The 19,643-nt window shown below is 37.4% G+C and carries 20 protein-coding genes; 17 read left to right on the top strand and 3 right to left on the bottom strand.

Annotation, left to right across the window (positions count from 1 at the left end):
* The first annotated feature begins 107 nt into the window (after positions 1 to 107).
* The 6 genes from modA (at position 108) to HMPREF0013_RS07045 (ending at position 4,972) form a co-directional block, all read left to right on the top strand.
* The gene (gene modA / locus HMPREF0013_RS07070) at positions 108 to 893 is read left to right on the top strand and encodes a molybdate ABC transporter substrate-binding protein (RefSeq protein WP_002113540.1); all 786 of its coding nucleotides are present in this window, start codon (positions 108 to 110) and stop codon (positions 891 to 893) included.
* Positions 890 to 1,582 carry a molybdate ABC transporter permease subunit gene (gene modB / locus HMPREF0013_RS07065; RefSeq protein ID WP_002113786.1) on the top strand — a complete coding sequence of 231 codons (693 nt, stop codon included), beginning with the start codon at positions 890 to 892 and terminating at the stop codon, positions 1,580 to 1,582. Before modA ends, modB begins: the two co-directional genes overlap by 4 nt.
* 4 nt (positions 1,583 to 1,586) lie before the next feature.
* The gene (locus HMPREF0013_RS07060) at positions 1,587 to 2,207 is read left to right on the top strand and encodes an ATP-binding cassette domain-containing protein (protein WP_002113565.1); all 621 of its coding nucleotides are present in this window, start codon (positions 1,587 to 1,589) and stop codon (positions 2,205 to 2,207) included.
* Positions 2,208 to 2,565: 358 nt separating this feature from the next.
* Positions 2,566 to 3,336, top strand: coding sequence for an SDR family oxidoreductase (locus tag HMPREF0013_RS07055; protein ID WP_002113769.1), 771 nt, complete (start codon positions 2,566 to 2,568; stop codon positions 3,334 to 3,336).
* 68 nt (positions 3,337 to 3,404) lie between these two features.
* Positions 3,405 to 4,067, top strand: coding sequence for an isochorismatase family protein (locus HMPREF0013_RS07050; RefSeq protein ID WP_002113807.1), 663 nt, complete (start codon positions 3,405 to 3,407; stop codon positions 4,065 to 4,067).
* Positions 4,068 to 4,570: 503 nt separating this feature from the next.
* Positions 4,571 to 4,972, top strand: coding sequence for a transcriptional repressor (locus HMPREF0013_RS07045; RefSeq protein WP_005076029.1), 402 nt, complete (start codon positions 4,571 to 4,573; stop codon positions 4,970 to 4,972).
* Positions 4,973 to 5,039: 67 nt separating this feature from the next.
* Here HMPREF0013_RS07045 and HMPREF0013_RS07040 read toward each other — a convergent pair whose 3' ends face one another.
* Positions 5,040 to 6,830, bottom strand: a complete 1,791-nt coding sequence (locus tag HMPREF0013_RS07040) for a bifunctional metallophosphatase/5'-nucleotidase (protein WP_002113913.1) — start codon at positions 6,828 to 6,830, stop codon at positions 5,040 to 5,042.
* A gap of 247 nt (positions 6,831 to 7,077) precedes the next feature.
* On the opposite strand from HMPREF0013_RS07040, the gene pqqA reads away from it, so the two are divergent.
* The 8 genes from pqqA (at position 7,078) to HMPREF0013_RS0105070 (ending at position 12,652) form a co-directional block, all read left to right on the top strand.
* Positions 7,078 to 7,152 (top strand): pyrroloquinoline quinone precursor peptide PqqA, encoded by a 75-nt coding sequence (gene pqqA, locus HMPREF0013_RS24280; RefSeq protein ID WP_001982218.1) that lies wholly within the window; start codon positions 7,078 to 7,080, stop codon positions 7,150 to 7,152.
* Positions 7,153 to 7,226: 74 nt separating this feature from the next.
* On the top strand, positions 7,227 to 8,138 hold the full coding sequence (pqqB, locus tag HMPREF0013_RS07035; protein ID WP_002113742.1) for a pyrroloquinoline quinone biosynthesis protein PqqB: 912 nt from the start codon (positions 7,227 to 7,229) through the stop codon (positions 8,136 to 8,138).
* A gap of 8 nt (positions 8,139 to 8,146) precedes the next feature.
* Positions 8,147 to 8,905, top strand: coding sequence for a pyrroloquinoline-quinone synthase PqqC (gene pqqC / locus HMPREF0013_RS07030; protein ID WP_002113690.1), 759 nt, complete (start codon positions 8,147 to 8,149; stop codon positions 8,903 to 8,905).
* Positions 8,902 to 9,186 carry a pyrroloquinoline quinone biosynthesis peptide chaperone PqqD gene (gene pqqD, locus HMPREF0013_RS07025; protein ID WP_002113640.1) on the top strand — a complete coding sequence of 95 codons (285 nt, stop codon included), beginning with the start codon at positions 8,902 to 8,904 and terminating at the stop codon, positions 9,184 to 9,186. Before pqqC ends, pqqD begins: the two co-directional genes overlap by 4 nt.
* Positions 9,183 to 10,337: a pyrroloquinoline quinone biosynthesis protein PqqE gene (gene pqqE / locus HMPREF0013_RS07020; protein WP_002113586.1), complete on the top strand. Its 1,155-nt coding sequence runs from the start codon at positions 9,183 to 9,185 to the stop codon at positions 10,335 to 10,337. Before pqqD ends, pqqE begins: the two co-directional genes overlap by 4 nt.
* Positions 10,338 to 10,355: 18 nt before the next feature.
* Positions 10,356 to 11,408 carry a dipeptidase gene (locus HMPREF0013_RS07015; RefSeq protein ID WP_002113795.1) on the top strand — a complete coding sequence of 351 codons (1,053 nt, stop codon included), beginning with the start codon at positions 10,356 to 10,358 and terminating at the stop codon, positions 11,406 to 11,408.
* Between the two features lie 578 nt (positions 11,409 to 11,986).
* Complete coding sequence (locus HMPREF0013_RS07010) at positions 11,987 to 12,163, top strand: hypothetical protein (protein ID WP_002113575.1); 177 nt, start codon at positions 11,987 to 11,989, stop codon at positions 12,161 to 12,163.
* 252 nt (positions 12,164 to 12,415) lie between these two features.
* Positions 12,416 to 12,652 carry a hypothetical protein gene (locus tag HMPREF0013_RS0105070; RefSeq protein WP_002113743.1) on the top strand — a complete coding sequence of 79 codons (237 nt, stop codon included), beginning with the start codon at positions 12,416 to 12,418 and terminating at the stop codon, positions 12,650 to 12,652.
* Positions 12,653 to 12,732: 80 nt separating this feature from the next.
* Here the strand turns inward: HMPREF0013_RS0105070 and HMPREF0013_RS07005 are convergent, their stop codons facing one another.
* Entirely contained in the window at positions 12,733 to 15,840 is a 3,108-nt protein-coding gene (locus tag HMPREF0013_RS07005; protein ID WP_002113644.1) for an efflux RND transporter permease subunit, read from the bottom strand.
* Entirely contained in the window at positions 15,837 to 17,003 is a 1,167-nt protein-coding gene (locus HMPREF0013_RS07000; RefSeq protein ID WP_002113853.1) for an efflux RND transporter periplasmic adaptor subunit, read from the bottom strand. The genes HMPREF0013_RS07005 and HMPREF0013_RS07000 overlap by 4 nt, the downstream gene beginning before the upstream one ends.
* Before the next feature lie 143 nt (positions 17,004 to 17,146).
* On the opposite strand from HMPREF0013_RS07000, the gene adeR reads away from it, so the two are divergent.
* From adeR to HMPREF0013_RS06985, 3 genes are all read left to right on the top strand, one after another.
* The gene (adeR, locus tag HMPREF0013_RS06995) at positions 17,147 to 17,878 is read left to right on the top strand and encodes an efflux system response regulator transcription factor AdeR (protein WP_002113657.1); all 732 of its coding nucleotides are present in this window, start codon (positions 17,147 to 17,149) and stop codon (positions 17,876 to 17,878) included.
* Positions 17,868 to 18,932: a two-component sensor histidine kinase AdeS gene (gene adeS, locus HMPREF0013_RS06990; protein ID WP_005802214.1), complete on the top strand. Its 1,065-nt coding sequence runs from the start codon at positions 17,868 to 17,870 to the stop codon at positions 18,930 to 18,932. The genes adeR and adeS overlap by 11 nt, the downstream gene beginning before the upstream one ends.
* A gap of 119 nt (positions 18,933 to 19,051) precedes the next feature.
* Complete coding sequence (locus tag HMPREF0013_RS06985; RefSeq protein WP_002113666.1) at positions 19,052 to 19,639, top strand: DNA glycosylase; 588 nt, start codon at positions 19,052 to 19,054, stop codon at positions 19,637 to 19,639.
* The last annotated feature ends 4 nt before the right edge of the window (positions 19,640 to 19,643 follow it).

Here is a 19,643-nt window from a genome sequence, read left to right as displayed (position 1 = left end):
GCTGCATTCCAGACATCTATAGTTAATGAATTATGCTTTTCATAATCTTCATGTAGCGCTATATTCTTGGGTATATATCGCTGCAAAAACGACAAAAGGTAAAAATAATGGTAAGTGATACGAAGATAAAAAAATTGGCTTTAGCCTGTTCAGTCCTCAGCATCGGATTGGTCTTTAATGTCTCAGCCAAGGCTGAATCGGTTACCGTTTATGCAGCAGCAAGTTTAACGAATGCAATTAACGATTTAGAAAAAACTTACGAAAAACAGAATAAAGTAGAAGTTAAAACTTCGTATGCAGGATCATCAAACTTAGCTAAACAAATTGAAGCTGGAGCACCAGCTGATATTTTTATTTCAGCAGATACCCAGTGGATGGATTATCTACAAAATAAAAAACGAGTTGCAGCAAATGACCGTATAAATTTATTAGGTAATCGTTTGGTGTTAATTACCCCAAAAGGGCAGTCATTAAACATAAAACTAGATAAAACGACTGATCCAAATAAAGTGTTTACAGGAAAGGTTTGTACAGGGGATACCAAAAGTGTGCCTGTAGGAAAATATGCTAAACAAGCTTTTACTAATTTAGGTTGGTGGAGTCGTATTGAGCCAAAACTAGTCGAAACAGAAGATGTTCGAGCTACATTAAACTTTGTTGCACGTGGTGAATGTCAGGTTGGGATTGTTTATGCAACCGACGCTGCAATTAGTAAAGATGTGAATGTAGCTGGTGTATTTCCGGAAAATACGCATTCACCAATTATTTATCCTGTAGGGATAGTTAAAAAGAATTCAAACTCAGCAAAGTTCTATCAATTTTTACAAAGCAATCAAGCCAAAGCTGTTTTTAAAAAATATGGCTTTAGCGTGTTGGCTCCAGTAAAACCATGATGTTTTCTTTAACCCCAGAAGAACTCAGCGTGCTGCAACTTTCTTGTAAGGTTGCAGCAAGTTGTCTTGTCGTCAGTATTATTCCTGCAATTTGTGTGGGATGGTTTTTGGCGCGTAAAGAGTTCTGGGGTAAGTCATTCATTGAAACTTTAGTGTTTTTACCTTTGGTGCTGCCGCCAGTGGTTCCTGGTTATTTGTTATTACAGGTATTTGGTAGCCGAGGCATTATTGGGCAATATTTGGCACCGATCGGAATTGATTTTGCATTTAACTGGAAAGGTGCCGTTCTTGCTTCGGCAGTAATGGGTTTTCCGCTATTGGTGCAATCTATTCGACTAGCGATTGAACTGGTCGATCAGCGTTTAGAAATGGCAGCAAAGACATTAGGAGCTTCATCTTTGGGGGCATTTTTTCATGTCACTTTGCCTCTTGCCAGCAGTGGCATTTTAGTTGGTGCTATTTTATGTTTTTGCCGTAGTTTAGGTGAGTTTGGGGCCACCATTACCTTTGTAGGTAATATTGCAAATGAAACACGGACTTTGCCTCTAGCCATGTATAGCTTAATGCAACAACCCGATACCGAGGCCGCTATTCAACGGCTTATTGTTTTATCGTTGAGTGTGGCTTTTTTAGCGCTATGGTTTGCACAGTGGTTTCATCGTTATCAAAAGAAGCGCTTAGGGCGGTAAAATTATGTTGATTGATTGCCGTTTTGAGCTACAAATGGGCCAATTTCATATTGAACCTAGTTTCCAGTCAGATGCTGCTGTTATTGGCTTATTCGGCGCATCGGGTTCAGGTAAAACATCGATTTTACATGCCATTGCAGGCCTGAATACTCCGCGTAATGGACTCATTAAAATACAGGATCAAACATGGTTTGATTCAGATCAAAACATTAATTTGAGCACCCAAAAGCGACATGTTGGATTGGTTTTTCAAGATGCTCAGCTTTTTCCGCATAAAACGGTAAAGCAAAACTTATTATTTGGTCTTAAGCATCTTTCCCAACAAGAACGTCACTTTGAAGCAGATTATATTATTGAGTTATTAAAGTTAGGGCACTTATTACAACGTATGCCCATTAAACTCTCAGGAGGGGAAAAACAGCGCGTGGCACTAGGTCGAGCATTGTTATATTCACCTAAACTGTTACTTCTAGATGAGCCTTTATCAGCATTAGATGCGAATCATAAAGCTGAAATTATTCCTTTTTTTCAGAAAGTAAAAGAGGAAATAAAAATTCCAATGATTTATGTGAGTCATGATATTCAAGAGATTAAACAACTGACCGAAACAATGTGGATTCTATAATTTTTCATTTTTTATACGCATTTCCAAACTTACAAGATTCAGGATTATCGAGAACTCATTCTTAGCCTGCTGGAGATTGAACCCTAAAAGTTACTAGGTTTGATAAACCATAAATCAGATTTTAGCCGAATAAATCAAAACCTGCCTTATTGAAAATGATTATTAACAATAAAATATTTCTGACCTTCTAATTTAATAAAAATAATATAAAACAACAATTTAATTTAAAATTTTAAGCTAAAGCTCATTTGCCTAAGATCATAAATTAATCTTTTATTTTAATTTACTCTTGATAAGAATGATAATTATTTGCAATTATATTTATAGATTTCTTTATAATATAAATTGGAGTATCCACATGCGCTCTACCATCGTGGTCACAGGTGCTGCAAGAGGGATAGGAGCGGCTATTGCCAAGCAACTACTAGATCAGGGCTATCACGTTATTGGTATTGACCGACAAGAAAATCCTAAACAATGGGATATCAGCAAAACAATAACGCCAGATCAAACTTCACAATGGCAAGGCATCTCACAAGACATTACCCATCAACAAGAAACACAAACTTTAATTTCAGAGCTTTTAGAAAGATACGAAATTACGGGGTTAGTAAATGCAGCAGGAGTATTAATTATGCGCTCCATGCTTGAAGCCAAAACGGAAGATTGGGAAACACTTTTTGCGGTCAATGTCATGGCACCTATTGCGATTAGCCAACAAGTTGCTAAACATTTTTGTGCAAAAAGGCAGGGCAGTATTGTCACTATTAGTTCAAATAGTGCACGCATGCCGCGTATGCAACTTGGTATGTACGCCACCACTAAGGCCGCACTGAGTCATTTTTGTCGCAATCTGGCACTTGAAATTGCACCTTATCAAGTCAGGCTAAATATTGTTTCACCTGGATCTACTCTCACTCAAATGCAGCAACAACTCTGGACTGATAATACACCTCCACCTGCAGTAATTGATGGTGATTTGAGTCAGTACCGAACAGGTATTCCCTTAAGAAAACTCGCGCAACCAGATGATATTGCCAATACCGTGATCTTTTTACTTTCGGACCAAGCTGCCCAAATTACGATGCAAGAAATAGTGGTAGATGGGGGAGCGACACTTGGGGTTTAAAGATTACTTCAGCACAACAACCATCTGAAATTAAAAAATATTTTGAAAAATAGAAAAGGAAAATACTAATGAGTATTCCAAAGATTGCAAGTTACAGTATGCCCCAAGCCCATGAATTTACTCCCAACAAAACAAATTGGCCATTGCATACGAATCGAGCTGTTTTATTGGTTCATGATATGCAGCAATATTTTTTAGATTTCTATGACTTGACTCAGGAACCTATTCCAGAACTCATTAAAAATACCAAAGCATTAATTGACGCCGCTCATCAATCTAATATTCCCGTTGTTTATACAGCACAACCGGGTAATCAATCACCTGAACATCGACAGTTATTAACTGATTTTTGGGGACCTGGTTTAAAGAACGAGCCGAGCTTTACGCAGATTTTGCCAAAAATTTCACCTCAAAAAAATGATACGGTTCTTACCAAGTGGAGATATAGTGTTTTTAAATTTTCACCTCTCGAACAACTCATGCGGGAATCTGGTCGCGATCAACTAATTATCTGTGGGGTATATGCACATATTGGTTGTCTTATGAGTGCTGCTGAAGCTTTTATGCTAAACATCCAACCATTCTTATGTGGTGATGCATTAGCTGACTTTAGCCGAGAAGAGCACGATATGGCGTTAAAATATGCTAGTACACGATGCGCTCAAGTCATGACAACACAACAAGTGATTCATGCATGGATGCAAGAACAAGATGTACCATCCTTAGCATAATAGTCATTTAACTTATTCTATTTAAAATATAAAAAGCAGATCATCGATCTGCTTTTTATATGGGTGGAAATGAATACTTATAATAGAGAATTGATGCAACTCATCATCATTTAATCAGTAATATATAATGGTTATCATTATGTATTTGATAATTACTTAATATTGAATATTAAAACTTATATGTATATGATACACCGCTAAACATAAATGATAATATTTATCATGTGTTAATCATTATATAGAATAAGGTCGAAAAATGACTTAATGAAGAGGGTCGCAATATGGTTCAGCTCAAGAATTCTTTTATTCGCCAAGTGCGTACATGTAGATAGTGAATTAGGAATAATATTAAATTATTCAGAATCTTATAATCAGCTCAAAGCTTATTTATAGGGTAATAAGCTCTGATTTATACATCAAATCATTTCCATAATTTTCAAGTAAGTATAGACAAAATAATTTAAAAAATTTCTATATTTTTTCAACATTAAGGTTAATTAATCATGACAGCAACTTCAAAATCATTATTAAATGGACTACCCATAAAAAAATCAAGAATACAGGTTTTTGAAATTTTAAATCAAAATCCACAAGGCTTAAGTGCTGTGAGTATTTATACGCAAATTAAAAATGAACATAAAATAACGCTAGGAACGATTTATCGAATCTTGTCAGAATTTGAAAACCGTAAACTCATCAAAAGAGTATTCCTAGGGAAAAGCAAAAGTATTTATAAGCTTAGAAAAGACAAGATGAGTTGTAACCTTATTTCGCTCAAAACCTCTGAAGCATTGAACTTTGAAAATGACAAAGTTAAAGAATTACTTCATGAGGTTACGGATATTATTTTTGCAAATACTGGAGTCGATATCAGTAGTGTTGAGCTCAATCTATATACCGAATAAAAATCTTTTAAACTGCCATAGAAAATAAAGGACAGCATCATACTGTCCTTTATTCTCATTAAATCAGTTACTTGATAACTTTAATTCGAGTCGTAGCTGGAATAGTTAAAGGTGAATCTTTAGAGTTTTCAGCAACATAGTTTTCAAGCGCATCAATATCTTGACCACCACCGACACGGTTTTGGCCTTCTTTTAATACCGTAAAGTTGTCACCACCATCTGCCAAGAAGCTATTTACCGTCACGCGATACACTTTAGTGTCAACCAACGGTGAACCTGCAATCATAATGTTAGTTGCTCGTGGTGAAACAGATGTATTTGCTGCATATTGGTAACTCAACTCTTTAGACGGCTGTAAAATTCTAGGTGAATTTGCATTTGCACCAGACCATTGCTGTTCAAGCACATCTCTAATCTGTTTACCGGTTAAGCTCAACGTCACAATAGAGTTACCGAAAGGTTGAACCGCAAAAACATCACCAAAGGTAATCTGGTTACTACTATTAATCAGTAGATCCGCACGCACACCGCCTGGATTCATTAGCGTAAAATCTGAGCCTTGATTACTTGCTTTTAAGGCAGCCGCTTGCTGAGCATCGGCAATCATAATACCTAGCGGACTTTCACCACTTTCGACTTGAGTACGACTTATCACCGCTGTTGCAGTTCCAACCACACGACTTGAAATGGTAGTCACAGCTTGGCGGTATTTATCTAAGATTGCTTCAATGCTTGGAGTTTTACTAAATTTTTGATAGAGGTCTGTAAGATTTACCGTGGTTGTACCGGATGTATAGGCTTCACTTTGTACAGGAACCTGTTTCGCATCTTTTTTAATGACATCACCAGTTTTACCATCTAATTCAATCTTGATGTCAGTAATAAGCGTGCCATATTGTCCAGCTGAAGTAAGTAAGAATGGTTTAGCTGGATTTTTTGTCGCATAGTCACAAATATAAGATTGATGTGTGTGACCTGAAACAACAATATCAACTGCTGGATTAAGTTTATCCAAAATACCCAAAATTGGACCGCTTAAGCCATCACATGTTTTTTGATTGAGCTTGGTACTTGGCGCCGCACCTTCATGGACAACGACTACAATGGCTTCAATTCCTTGTTTTTTTAATTCAGGAATCAAGGCATTTACCGTATCTGCTTCATCACGGAACTCAACGTCTTTAATACCCGCCGCAGAAACAATACTTGGCGTCGCTTTAAGGGTTAAACCAATAAATGCAACTGGAATTCCACCATAAGTTTTGACTTTATAAGCAGGGAAGATTGTTTTACTGGTGTCGTTTTTCATTGCTACGTTAGCAGCGAGGAAATCAAATTTTGCACCACTAAAGTTTTTATTAATTTGACAAGGTACAGTGCTGGTATATTGCTGACATCCACCATTTTTTAAACGGCGTAATTCGTCTGTACCACGGTCAAATTCATGGTTACCTACAGCATTAAAGTCAATTTGAATATCATTCATGACTTCAATGGTTGGTTCATCTAAAAATAAAGAAGAGGTGAGAGGAGAAGCGCTAATTAAATCGCCTGCCGAAACCACAGCATTATTTGGATTCTCTGCTTTAAGTTTTTTAATCGCATCGGCGAAGTAACTCACTCCTCCTACAGGAATACGAACAGATTGAGCAGCATCATTTGGATTTGGTGCCTCGACATAACGCTTAGGTGGCTCAAGATTTCCGTGAAAGTCATTAAAAGCTAAAATATTTACGGTTTGATTGCTTCTTTGAGCAGGTGGTGCTGTGTCATTATCATCATCGTCATTACATCCCACCAATAATGCTACAGCCAGAGAAAGTGTTGTTACTTTAAAAAGTATTGTTAAATTTTTCATTTTTTATCATTTGATCAATTAAGACGCATAAAAAATACGCTTTTAGTGTGAATGTTTGATGAAACACCCAATAAGCAAATATGTTCGAAATATTAAAATTTGGACAAAAAACACAATTATCGAACAATATCTTAGCTAGGGGTGGTCTACAAACCCAATTTTTTTATTTAGAATAAATTTTTAATTGCCTTATAAATCTTAATCAAGTGATTCATTTCATAAGATTAATATGAACCGGAGATAATTTATGCAATGGACTAAACCAGCTTTTACTGATTTACGCATTGGTTTTGAAGTTACAATGTACTTTGAAGCACGTTAATCAGTTTCATCAAATATGTCATAAGCCCTAGTCTTGTTCTAGGGCTTATCTCTTTCTAATAAGATATTAATTTTATGTATATTTATGTTTTAGGTTCAGCTGCTGGAGGCGGGTTTCCGCAGTGGAATTGTAATTGCCCGAATTGTCATGGTGTGCGCACAGGTACAATCCAAGCCAAAGCCCGTACTCAATCATCGATTGCTGTTTCTGAAAATGGAACAGACTGGGTTTTATTAAACGCGTCACCTGACATCCGTCAGCAACTCTTCGAATTTAAAGCAGCGCAACCAGCGCGTAAATTGCGTGATACAGGAATAATAAGCGTTATTTTAATGGACAGTCAGTTAGACCATACCACTGGGCTTTTAACCTTACGTGAAGGTTGTCCAATGAATGTATGGTGTACAGAAATGGTCCACCAAGATTTAACGAACGGCTTTCCAGTATTTAATATGCTCAAACACTGGAATGGTGGTCTTCAATATCATGAGATTAACCCTAAACAAGCTTTTAAAATTGATGGTTTTGAAAATTTAGAATTTTTACCCTTAATTATTAAAAGTGCAGCTCCACCATATTCACCGCATCGAAATAACCCACATGATGGCGATAATATTGCTTTAATTATCAAAGATCATAAGACACAAAAACAGTTGTTCTATGCGCCGGGTCTTGGAAAAATTGACGATCAAATCATGCAGATTATGCAGAGTTCAGACTGTGTCATGATTGATGGTACGCTTTGGACAGACGATGAAATGCAACAAACAGGGGTTGGAACTAAAACTGGCCGCGAAATGGGGCATTTATATATTAGTGGCGAAGGTGGTTCACTGTCTTATTTAAACAAGCTGAGTACACCTAAAAAAGTGCTGATTCATATTAACAATACCAATCCAATTTTAAATGAAAACTCTAGTCAGTTTGCTGAGCTTAAAGCAAATGGCGTAGAAGTTGCCTATGACGGCATGCAGATTGAACTCTAAGGTGAAACATGACTCAAACACCTGAAGCTTTAACGACTGAACAATTCAAACAAGCCATTATCGATAAAGGCCAGTATTATCATATCTATCATCCATTTCATGTGATGATGTATGAAGGTAAAGCCACCCAGCAACAAATTCAGGCTTGGGTTGCAAACCGATATTACTATCAAATTAATATTCCGCTTAAAGATGCGGCGATTATGGCAAATTGCCCTGATCAGCGAGTCCGTCAAGAATGGATTCAACGCATGATCGATCAAGATGGTGAATATCCAGATGGCGGTGGTCGAGAAGCATGGCTACGCTTAGCTGAAGCTGTGGGCTTGAGTCGCGAACAAGTTATTTCTGAAGAGTTAGTTTTACCGGGCGTTCGCTTCGCGGTAGATGCCTATGTAAACTTTGCACGCCGTGCTTCATGGCGTGAAGCAGCAAGCAGCTCTTTAACTGAACTTTTTGCTCCACAAATTCATCAATCAAGACTTGATTCATGGCCACAACATTACCCATGGATTGATGATAAAGGCTATGAGTATTTTCGTTCTCGTTTGAGTCAGGCACGCCGTGACGTTGAACATGGTCTAACGATTACGCTTGATTCATTTACAACTTTTGAGCAACAAGAACGAATGCTTGAAATATTGCAGTTTAAACTGGATATTTTATGGAGCATTTTAGATGCTTTAACTTTGGCATATGTTCACAATGAAGCACCATATCACAGCGTGACAAGCAAACGAGTTTGGCACAAAGGACTATTTAAATGAATAAAGAGCAGTTTGATTTAAACCTTGTGCCAACATGGCGACAAGGTTACCGTTTTCAGTTCGAGCCAGCTCAAAATGGTTTTGTGATTTTATATCCTGAAGGCATGATTAAGTTAAATGAGAGTGCAGGGGCAATCGGGCAATATATTGATGGGCAGCAAAATGTTTCTGCAATTATTGCTCAGTTAAAGCAAAAATTTGGTGATATTTCTGAGATTGATCAAGATGTAGTGGATTATATGCTGGTTGCAAAACAGCAACACTGGATTGATTTAGTATGACAGAAGGTGTTGGCCTGCCTTTATGGTTATTAGCGGAGTTAACTTATCGTTGTCCGCTACAATGCCCATATTGCTCAAACCCCTTGGACTATGCTCAGCATAAAAATGAACTAACCACTCAAGAGTGGTTTGACGTTTTTGATCAGGCACGTCAAATGGGTGCTGTTCAACTCGGCTTTTCTGGCGGTGAACCACTGGTACGTCAAGATTTAGAACAACTCGTTGCACATGCTCATCAACAAGGGTTTTATACCAACCTCATTACCTCAGGCATGGGTCTTACCGAACAACGTATTGCTGATCTAAAACAAGCGGGTTTAGACCACATTCAAGTGAGCTTCCAAGCTAGCGATCCTGTGGTGAATGATGCCTTAGCAGGTTCAAAACATGCTTTTGAACAAAAATATGAAATGTGCCGATTGGTTAAGAAATACGATTATCCAATGGTGCTTAACTTTGTTATTCATCGACATAACATTGACCAGATTGAACAAATTATTGAACTTTGCCTTGAGCTCAACGCAGACACAGTCGAGTTGGCAATTTGTCAGTTTTATGGCTGGGCTTTTTTAAACCGCCAAGGTTTATTACCCACACAAGAGCAACTGACACGAGCTGAACGGATTACCAATGAATATCGAGAAAAATTAAAAGCGCAAAATCACCCTTGCAAACTCATTTTTGTTGTGCCCGATTATTATGAGGAACGACCAAAAGCCTGTATGAATGGCTGGGGTAAAATCTTCTTTACGGTTGCTCCAGATGGTATGGCGCTACCTTGCCATGCAGCACGACAACTGCCCATTTCGTTTCCGAATGTCCGCGAACATAAATTGTCAGATATTTGGTACAAATCAACTGGATTTAATCATTTCCGTGGCGATGCGTGGATGCCAGAAGGGTGCCGTAGCTGTCCCGATAAAGATCGTGACTTTGGCGGATGTCGTTGTCAGGCCTATATGTTGACTGGAGATGCGGCTAATGCCGATCCTGTATGTGGGAAATCGCCGTATCATCAAATGATTGAACAAGCACGGGCAGAAAGTCAGTTGGTTGCACCTCTACAAAATTTAGTCTTCCGTAATAGTAGAAACTCTAAATCTTTAAGCGCCACCCAAAATATTCCAGTCCACACGATTACAGATATATAGCAATTAACAGGAATACTCATGAAGCCCCGCCATATTCCAGTTTTTGATGGACATAATGACGCATTAACACGTTTATGGCTAAGTGACCATCCAGATCCTGTACATGCTTTTATTCATGAACGTTTAGTAGGCCATCTTGATTTAAAACGCTGTCAAGAAGCTGGGTTTATTGGTGGAATGTTTGCGATTTTTTTACCACCATATAGCTATGTGCAACAGCATCATTCCAATAAATTATTTGATCAGAATGCTTCTGATTTTACGCAACAGCAAATTGAACAAATTTGCTTGGAACAACTCGATTTAGCTCACCAACTTGCTCAGTATTCTAAAAATATTAAAATTTGCACCTCGGTTCAAGATATTCAAGATTGCAGAGCAGAGAAAAAGCTAGCAATTGTATTGCATATGGAAGGTGCAGAAGCTTTACAACAAAATCCTGATTTACTCGATGTATTTTATGAAAGAGGCTTGCGTAGTATTGGCCCACTCTGGAATAGACCTAGCCGTTTTGGACATGGTTTAAATGCTAAGTTTCCGCACTCACCTGACACTGGAGCAGGTCTCACGAGTGATGGCAAAGATTTTATAAAACGCTGTGCCAATAAAAAGATGGTGATTGATGTTTCACATATGAATGAGAAAGCTTTTTGGAATACTGTAGATATATTGCAGCAGCCAATTGTAGCAACACACTCTAATTCACATGCTTTATGCCCTCAAGCTCGCAACTTAACTGACCCACAGCTTAAAGCAATACGCGAAAGTAAAGGGATGGTGGGGGTAAATTTCGATGTCGCTTTTTTACGGTCAGATGGACAACGAAATGCAGATACATCGATTGATGTAATTTTGGAACATTTAGAATATTTAATGGATCATTTGGGCGAAGAACATGTGGGCTTTGGTTCGGACTTTGATGGTGCACTTATAGGTACTGAACTTGAAGATGTAACAGGCCTACATCGCTTAATTGAACGTATGCAACAGCGTGGTTATTCAAAAACACTGATTGAAAATATATGTCTTAATAATTGGGTGAGGGTGCTTTATAGAATTTTTGGTCAATAATGAATGACTAAACAGAGTTAATCTACAGAATCATAACTATTTTTTTATTGGCCGAAATGACTAAAAAAAATACAAATAGTTTAATTGTCAACCATTCGGTATATTCACTACACTCAACCTTACTGAATGTAAGAACATTTGGTATTTCAGGTCTTTTGTGGTTTTCACATCACCCATTTCTTTATGAGAAGTAGAAATGGGTTTTTTCTTATCCTAATTATATAAACGTGACAGTCATCACAATAATCGCTAATTATTGGTAAAAACCCTCAATCCCATCTTGACTAAAAGTTCAGCATTAAATACATTTGTAATGTATTTTTAAAGAAATAAGATTGCATAAAGCGATTCATAATACTGCTTAATCCTGAAATACAGTGAAAAGCCTATTCTTTTTTAGAATAGGCTTTTTGCTTTGTATCAAAATTTATTTTTCGGGATTATTTTACTCTTCAATTAACATAAAAAATAAACACCTTACAAAAGCGGAGCAAATCAAAGCCGTTAAATAACAAATTTTATGCTATTAATTTAAGCTAATTTCTCAAAAGTTACTCCGTTAATCGAAGAGGTGCAAAATGTTAAAGTCAATTATAGTATTGGGAACAGGTATCGCGATTGGGATGTGTATGTACAAGAAAAAGCAAAAAAATAGCAAAAGCTTTACCACAGATAGTGATACAGACTCATTGATTAGTAAAGACACTGCTAAAAATAAAGATGATGGTTCGCTGGATAACGCAGTACAAGTTTAGAATTAAATAAAAAGGGTTCAGTTAATGAACCCTTTAATTTTGATTAAAAATAAATTTTTTAATAAGTAATATTTACATTGAATAGATTAACTTAAAAATAATATTTAAATTAAATAATCACTCAACTATTCATTTAATTATTACAAAAATATGATTAAAACAAAGAAAACACTTTCATTATTAAAATTTACATATTGTATCAGTGCAATCTTTATTATTGTCGATGCGGATAATAAAAAAATGGAGACTAGTATGTCAAAACGCCATATCTTAAAAGAAGTGAATGCTAAAAGTATGTGTGGTATGGAAATCGTTGTCGAACAAATTTATGAAAATATCAATGAAAAAAACTTTGTAGACATTGAAATGGAACAGAGCTGGTTACCACTTTCTAAAATTGTGATTTCGGATAAAGTCATCAATTTAGATCCAGATAATAGCTTTGCTCATCCTAGAACAGGTAAAGTCTTTAAAGTCCTTAATTCTTAATCGTTTTTCTGTAAGTACATTTTTCATATTTCTAAGTCATTGAGGCGAAACATAGATACGTTTCGCCTCAATCCATTTAACTAAGAATTAATTTTCTTTTTGGAAAATAGTTTCTCTGCAGCTCCCAACACAAAAATAAAGAACACGGGAACAAAAAAGATGGCCAAGATGGTGGCAGATATCATACCTCCAAATACCCCTGTACCTAATGCATGCTGAGTTTCCGAACTTGCTCCGGTTGCAATGACCAATGGGATAACACCACAAGTAAAGGCAAGGGAAGTCATCAAAATTGGGCGTAGGCGTAACTTTGCTGCTGCAACGGCTGCTTCAATTAAAGTCATGCCTTCTTCTTTGAGCATCTTTGCGAACTCAACAATTAAAATCGCATTTTTGGCAGATAAACCAATAATAGTGATGAGACCAATTTTGAAGAAAATATCGTTTGGCATTCCTCTTAACATAATGGCTAATACTGCACCAAAGATTCCTAAGGGAACAACAAGCATGACAGATAATGGAATTGACCAACTTTCATAAAGTGCAGCTAAAACTAAAAACACGACTAACATTGATAAAGCAATAAGGAATATCATTTGAGATTCAGATTGCTTTTCTTGCAGTGAAATACCTGTCCACTCATAACCAATACCTTGAGGAAGTTTGGCAATCAGCTTTTCCATTTCTCGCATCGCATCACCTGAAGATACCCCTATGTTAGGCACGCCAGCGATACTTAATGATGGTCGGCCATTGTAGCGGTTATATTGCTGCGGCAACTTATTCCACTGAGGAATCACGACTTCGGATAAAGACACCAGTTGTCCGTTTGCGCCTGCAACCTTCAAACTTATGATATCTTTTAAATGCATTCGTGATTTTGCATTGGCTTGAACAATAACTTGCTGCATTCTGCCTTGATTTGGAAAATCATTGATATACATCGATCCCATTGAGGTCGAAATAATATCTGAAACAGAAGCAAAGCTTACTCCTAGAGTGTTTAATTTCTCGCGGTCGATTTTCAAGCTAATATTGTCACCTTGAGGTAAACCTTCTGGGTAAACCATATAAAACTTTTTGTTTTGGGCCGCCATTTCCATAAGCTTTTCTTGGGCTGAAATTAAAGCAGGCATTCCTAAATTTGCTTTGTCTTGTAAACGCAAACTAAAGCCTGAAGATGTACCCAATTCATCAATTGCTGGAGGAAGTACAGACATAGTTGTACCTTCTTTACTGTTTGCCATTTCAGCATTTATGAAGTTGGTATAGTCAGTAGTAGATTTATCACGCTCACCAAAATCTTTTAAGGTTGTAAAAGCGAGTGCAACGTTTTGGCCAGCGCCACTAAATCCCCAACCCATAATTGAAATATTGCTTTTAACATCCGACTGCTCATTTAAATGGCCTTCAAAATCTTTCACAATTTTTGTTGTACGTTCAGCAGTCGCATCTGAAGGTAGTTGGAACGAAGTTAAAAACCAGCCTTGATCTTCCTCTGGCATAAAAGCAGTTGGCCAATATTTCATGCCTGCAAAAGTTAAACCTGTAATCACCACAAAAATAATTAAAGTCGGAATAGTATGTTTAACGACTTTAAGTAAAATCGCTTCATATTTTTTTGTGACTTTATCAAAGCTACGATCAAACCATGCATAAAAACCTTTCTTTTGATGATTTGCATCAACTGGTTTTAATAAGGTTGCACAAAGTGCAGGGGTGAGTGTTAAAGCTAAAAATGCCGAGAATAAAATTGAGACTGACATCGTAATGGTAAATTGGCGGTAAATAATACCGACTGAACCACTTGCTAAGGCCATTGGTAAAAATACGGCTGCCAGTACCAAAGTAATACCAATAATCGGGCTGGTAATCTCTGTCATGGCTTTTGAAGTCGCTTCTTTAGGCGATAGACCTTCGGTTGCCATAATTCGTTCTACATTCTCAACGACTACAATCGCGTCATCGACGATAATCCCGATCGCAAGCACCATACCGAACATGGTTAACACATTAATTGAGTAACCTGTTAAAAGCATGATGGTAAACGTACCAAGCAGGGCAATTGGAGCGACAATCGCAGGAATTAAGGTATAGCGAACATTATGAAGAAATAGATACATCACAATGAAGACCAAAACCATGGCTTCAATTAATGTATGAACTACTTTTTCTATCGAAATTTTAACAAAAGGTGCAGTATCGTAAGGAACGCTAAATTGCATGCCTTCAGGTAAATTTACTTTTAGTTCTTCGAGTTTCTGTTTTACCGCATCTGCTGTTTTTACTGCATTTGCACCAGGGCTCAACTGAATGGCCGCAGCTGTTGCAGGTTTACCATTTTCTAAAATCGCAAAATTATATGACTGAGCTCCCATTTCTACGTCGGCTACATCCGACAACTTAATATTGGCACCACTAATATTGCTCTTTAGACTAATATTTTTGAACTGCTCTACATTTTCAAGCTGTCCTTGAGCGGATAAAGGTATAGTAATTAATTGACCATTAACGAGAGGACGGTCACCAAGTCGTCCTGGTGCAATATCGATATTATTGTTACGAATTGCATTATTTACATCACTAATCGATAGACCATAAGAAACTAATTTATTTGGGTCTACCCAAATTCGCATCGCTTTTTCGGCACCAAAGGACTGAATTTTTCCGACACCGTCAACACGTTTAAGCTCTTCGACCACATTACGAACCAGATAATCGCTTAAATCGACTTCTGAATAACGATGGTTAGGTGAGTTTAAACCGACAAGCATTAAAAAGCCTGAAGACGATGCCTCTACAGCTAAGCCTTGTTGGCGGACGACTTGGGGTAAGCGTGCTTCAACCGCTTTAATTTTGTTTTGTACGTCGACTTGTGCCATATCCACATTAGTACCGGGTTTAAACGTCGCGGTAATTTCAGCGGTTCCTGACGAATCTGTTGTAGCACTATAGTAGAGTAAGTTTTTTACTCCTGACATTTCCCGTTCAATAAGGGTAATTACACTATCATTAATCGTTTTGGGAGTAGCGCCAGGATAACTTGCTGTAATGTTCACTTCGGGTGGTGCAACACTCGGAAAGCGTGCAATGGGTAACTTTGGAATACTCAGTACACCAAATAGAATAATAAAAATTGCAATTACCCATGCAAAAACAGGACGGCGAATAAAGAATTGAGACATCATTTAGCATCTCCTTGCTTCACCGTATTTTTTGTTGAGGCTGCTTTCCATGCTGAAATTGCCAGTTTTTGGTTGGGTTGGATACGCTCTATGCCTTCAACAACAACTTTGTCGCCTGCTTTCAGCCCTTTATTGATGAGATAAAACTGCTCATATTGTTGCCCTAACTCTACTGAGCGAACATCTGCGCCACCTTTGGCATTCACTACATAAACTTGAGGATCGCCATTCATATTGCGCTGAATAGCTTGTTCTGGCACGAGTAAGGCCTGAGGAACCGAAGCACGCTCAATATTAACGCGGACATACATACCCGGCAGTAATTTTCTTTCAGGATTGTTCACTTCAATACGGATGGTGACATCCCCAGTTTCAGGGTCCACATTTATATCTTCAAACAGCATTTTTGCTGTAACGTTATAGGGCTGTCCCAAACTATTCAAAATCTGTACAGCTTTTTGATTGTTGGCTGATAACTCACCACTTTGTAGAGCCGCCTGTAGGCGCTCATATTCTCCAATAGACTGCTTTACATCGACATAAACGCGGTCAATTTGTTGAATAGTCGCCATAGTGTTGCTATCAGCCTGACTAACCAAAGCGCCTTCCGTTACGAATGATTTACCAATACGTCCGGAAATCGGTGCTCGCACTGTCGCATACTGTAAATTAAGATTTTGACGAGCCAATAACGCTTTCATTTGAGCAACATCTGCAATCGCTTGTCGATATTGCGCTTCGACATTACTTACTTCTTGCTTGCTAATCGCATTACTTGGTAAAAGTTGCTGGTAGCGCTCAAGTTGTATTTTTAAGCGGTTTACTTCTGCTTCAGCTTTATTTAAACCAGCTCGATTACTATTTACATCAGCCTCAAATGTTTCTGAGTTTATTTTATATAGAGGTTGTCCAGCTTTAACTTCACTACCTTGAGCGAATAAAACTTTTTCGATAATACCGCCAACTTGAGGACGAATTTCAGCAGTTCTGAAAGCTTGAACACGCGCTGGTAGATTTTCACTAAAGTTAATAGACTGCGGTTGAATTGAAATAACTGTAACCTTAGCCGTAGGTACTTGTGTTTGATCACTTACTTGTTCATTGCCACAGCCATGTAATACAAGACCGAAAGATAAAACGAATGGAACTAAAAAATGCTTTTGCACTTTTATAACACCTAATGGACTTCTAGATGCTGGCATTATTTTTGATGTGTGTGTAACCAAAATCACGAATATGTGGAAAAAGTGTGGAGATCTATCAAAAAATACGCGTATGATAAATCAAATTTTTCCCGCGTTTTATTGCTATGTTCGAGTCAACCTTTACGTTTAATTGTCAGGATAAGCTTATTCTTGTTGTAGAAGATGAATATGATATTGGCGATATTATTGAACATTATCTTAAGCGTGAAGGTATGCGTGTTGTACGGGCCATGAATGGTAAGCAGGCAATTGAAATACACGCAGCGCAACCTATTGATCTAGTTATTCTCGATATAAAAATGCCGGAACTGAGCGGGTGGGAAGTACTGAATAAAATTCGGCAGAAAGCAGCGACACCAGTCATTATGCTTACGGCTTTAGATCAAGAAATCGATAAAGTCATGGCTTTAAGGATTGGAGCAGACGACTTTGTCGTAAAACCCTTTAACCCAAATGAAGTGGTCGCACGTGTACAAGCAGTACTAAGACGTACTCAACAAAACCAGCAAACTCCAAACCGAAATCTGATTTATAAAAATATTGAGGTGAATACCGAAATTCATACTGCTTACATCCATTCGGGCGATCAAAAACAAACACTCAATTTAACTCTAACTGAGTACAAAATTTTATTACTGATGTTACCGCATCCTCATAAAGTCTTTACTCGTTCAGAGCTCATGAATCAGTGTCTACCAGATCGAGATGCATTAGAACGTACGGTCGATAGTCATGTCAGTAAGCTACGAAAGAAAATAGAAGATCTGGGTTTACGAAATATGCTCATTAATGTTCGTGGTGTAGGCTACAGGTTGGATCATCCACATGAAAAATAAAACGGGAATTAGTAAGCAACTGATTATTGCACTGAGCTTTACCAGCCTAAGTGTTACGCTGAGTTCGCTAATTTTAGGTTATGGCACCTACTATGTTGCAATTGAAGTAGGGCTTATATCTCTCGAAAAGCTGAAAGAAAGTGATGAGTTTTTCCACTATCTAGATGGTATATGGTTATTCGCCGTGCTTTTGTTTGGCACAGCATTATCAATTATTTTAGGCATCAAGCTTGCTCAACGTTTTATTGTGCCTATTAATCTATTAGCCGATGCAGCTAAGAAAATTAGTCATGGGGATTTAAGCGCACGAGTTGAAAAACCGATGCATCATTCTTCTGAAATTGGTGAGCTCATGGATAATTTTAATGATATGGCTCAAAAACTAGAGACCTCAGTTGAAAATGCTCATGTCTGGAATGCCGCAATTGCACATGAGTTAAGAACGCCAGTCACCATTTTGCAAGGTAGGTTGCAGGGGATTATTGATGGTGTTTTTGAAGCTGACCCTATTTTATTTAAAAACTTACTGAATCAAGTAGAAGGTCTTTCAAACCTAGTCGAAGATTTACGTACATTGAGTCTTTTTGAAAACCAACAGCTTAGACTTAACCTCGAAACGATTTGTTTTAATGAAACTGCTCATAAAGTCGTGCACATGTTTGAAGAAAAATTAGAAAAAGCTCAGCTTAAAGTCATTTTCGATATTGAAGCGCCAAAAGTTGAGTGTGATCAACGGCGAATTGAACAGATTTTAATTGCTTTACTGGATAACGCTACACGTTATGCCAATCAGGGAAAGTTAATTGTTTCAACGAGACAAGAACAAACTAGCTGGATTCTTGAAATAGAAGATGAAGGACCTGGCATTTCAGCTGAGCATCGGAAAGATTTATTTAACCCTTTTTTCAGGTTAGAACAATCAAGAAATAAAGAGTTAGGCGGCACTGGGTTAGGTCTTTCGGTTGTACAAGCCCTTGTGATTGCCCATAAAGGTCAAGTCGATTATTTAAATCAACATTCACATAGTATTTTTAGAATAAGCATTCCTCAATAATGATCGCTTTTGTACAACCTTTAACGCTTTAAGCAAGAGAAATTGCATTTCATGACTCGTGATTAACTAAAAAATAGGTTAATTTGTTTATAAAATTTTTAAGTAAATACTGATTTTTTATGATAATTGAGATAGAAACCCATCCACTTGAGCCATTTTTACCTGAGAATGCCCGTTTATTAATGTTAGGCAGTTTTCCACCACCACGTAATAAATGGAAGATGGATTTTTACTATCCCAATTTCCAAAATGATATGTGGCGTATTTTCGGTTTGATCTTTTTCCAAGACAAAACTTACTTTTTAAGTGAAAGCCAAAAAAATTTTAATGAAGAACGTATTCGAAACTTCTTGATTGAAACTGGTATTGCAATCTTTGATACCGCTTATCAAATTAAGCGGTTGAAAGGGAATGCCGCAGATAAATTTCTTGAAATAGTAACACCAACAGATCTTGCAGTTTTACTTCAGCAAATTCCTCTATGTCAAACCATTATGACCACAGGCGATAAAGCGACTGATACTTTAATTTCAGTTTTACCAGAGCACACCGAAAAACCGCTTATAGGAATGTCTACCTCGACTTACTTTGCTGGACGAAATATTAATTTATATCGTCTACCATCTTCTTCTAGAGCATATCCATTAGCGCTAGAGAAGAAAGCAGAGACTTATCAAAAATTCTTTAAAGAGATAGGCATTTTATAAGTAA

This window comes from Acinetobacter sp. SH024 (genome assembly GCF_000163635.1).
In the GTDB taxonomy this organism is placed as follows: domain Bacteria; phylum Pseudomonadota; class Gammaproteobacteria; order Pseudomonadales; family Moraxellaceae; genus Acinetobacter; species Acinetobacter pittii.
This window is presented reverse-complemented; position numbering and strand designations above follow the sequence as displayed.

Excerpts from the sequence above, each read along its gene's own strand:
- HMPREF0013_RS07045 (WP_005076029.1), top strand. The coding sequence starts at position 4,571 with ATGACAGCAACTTCAAAATCATTATTAAATGGACTACCCATAAAAAAA.
- HMPREF0013_RS07050 (WP_002113807.1), top strand. The coding sequence starts at position 3,405 with ATGAGTATTCCAAAGATTGCAAGTTACAGTATGCCCCAAGCCCATGAA.
- pqqD (WP_002113640.1), top strand. The coding sequence starts at position 8,902 with ATGAATAAAGAGCAGTTTGATTTAAACCTTGTGCCAACATGGCGACAA.
- HMPREF0013_RS07015 (WP_002113795.1), top strand. The coding sequence starts at position 10,356 with ATGAAGCCCCGCCATATTCCAGTTTTTGATGGACATAATGACGCATTA.
- HMPREF0013_RS07055 (WP_002113769.1), top strand. The coding sequence starts at position 2,566 with ATGCGCTCTACCATCGTGGTCACAGGTGCTGCAAGAGGGATAGGAGCG.
- HMPREF0013_RS07060 (WP_002113565.1), top strand. The coding sequence starts at position 1,587 with ATGTTGATTGATTGCCGTTTTGAGCTACAAATGGGCCAATTTCATATT.
- HMPREF0013_RS07040 (WP_002113913.1), bottom strand. The coding sequence starts at position 6,830 with ATGAAAAATTTAACAATACTTTTTAAAGTAACAACACTTTCTCTGGCT.
- pqqE (WP_002113586.1), top strand. The coding sequence starts at position 9,183 with ATGACAGAAGGTGTTGGCCTGCCTTTATGGTTATTAGCGGAGTTAACT.
- modA (WP_002113540.1), top strand. The coding sequence starts at position 108 with ATGGTAAGTGATACGAAGATAAAAAAATTGGCTTTAGCCTGTTCAGTC.
- modB (WP_002113786.1), top strand. The coding sequence starts at position 890 with ATGATGTTTTCTTTAACCCCAGAAGAACTCAGCGTGCTGCAACTTTCT.
- pqqB (WP_002113742.1), top strand. The coding sequence starts at position 7,227 with ATGTATATTTATGTTTTAGGTTCAGCTGCTGGAGGCGGGTTTCCGCAG.
- HMPREF0013_RS07005 (WP_002113644.1), bottom strand. The coding sequence starts at position 15,840 with ATGATGTCTCAATTCTTTATTCGCCGTCCTGTTTTTGCATGGGTAATT.
- HMPREF0013_RS06985 (WP_002113666.1), top strand. The coding sequence starts at position 19,052 with ATGATAATTGAGATAGAAACCCATCCACTTGAGCCATTTTTACCTGAG.
- adeS (WP_005802214.1), top strand. The coding sequence starts at position 17,868 with ATGAAAAATAAAACGGGAATTAGTAAGCAACTGATTATTGCACTGAGC.
- adeR (WP_002113657.1), top strand. The coding sequence starts at position 17,147 with ATGTTCGAGTCAACCTTTACGTTTAATTGTCAGGATAAGCTTATTCTT.
- HMPREF0013_RS0105070 (WP_002113743.1), top strand. The coding sequence starts at position 12,416 with ATGTCAAAACGCCATATCTTAAAAGAAGTGAATGCTAAAAGTATGTGT.
- HMPREF0013_RS07010 (WP_002113575.1), top strand. The coding sequence starts at position 11,987 with ATGTTAAAGTCAATTATAGTATTGGGAACAGGTATCGCGATTGGGATG.
- pqqC (WP_002113690.1), top strand. The coding sequence starts at position 8,147 with ATGACTCAAACACCTGAAGCTTTAACGACTGAACAATTCAAACAAGCC.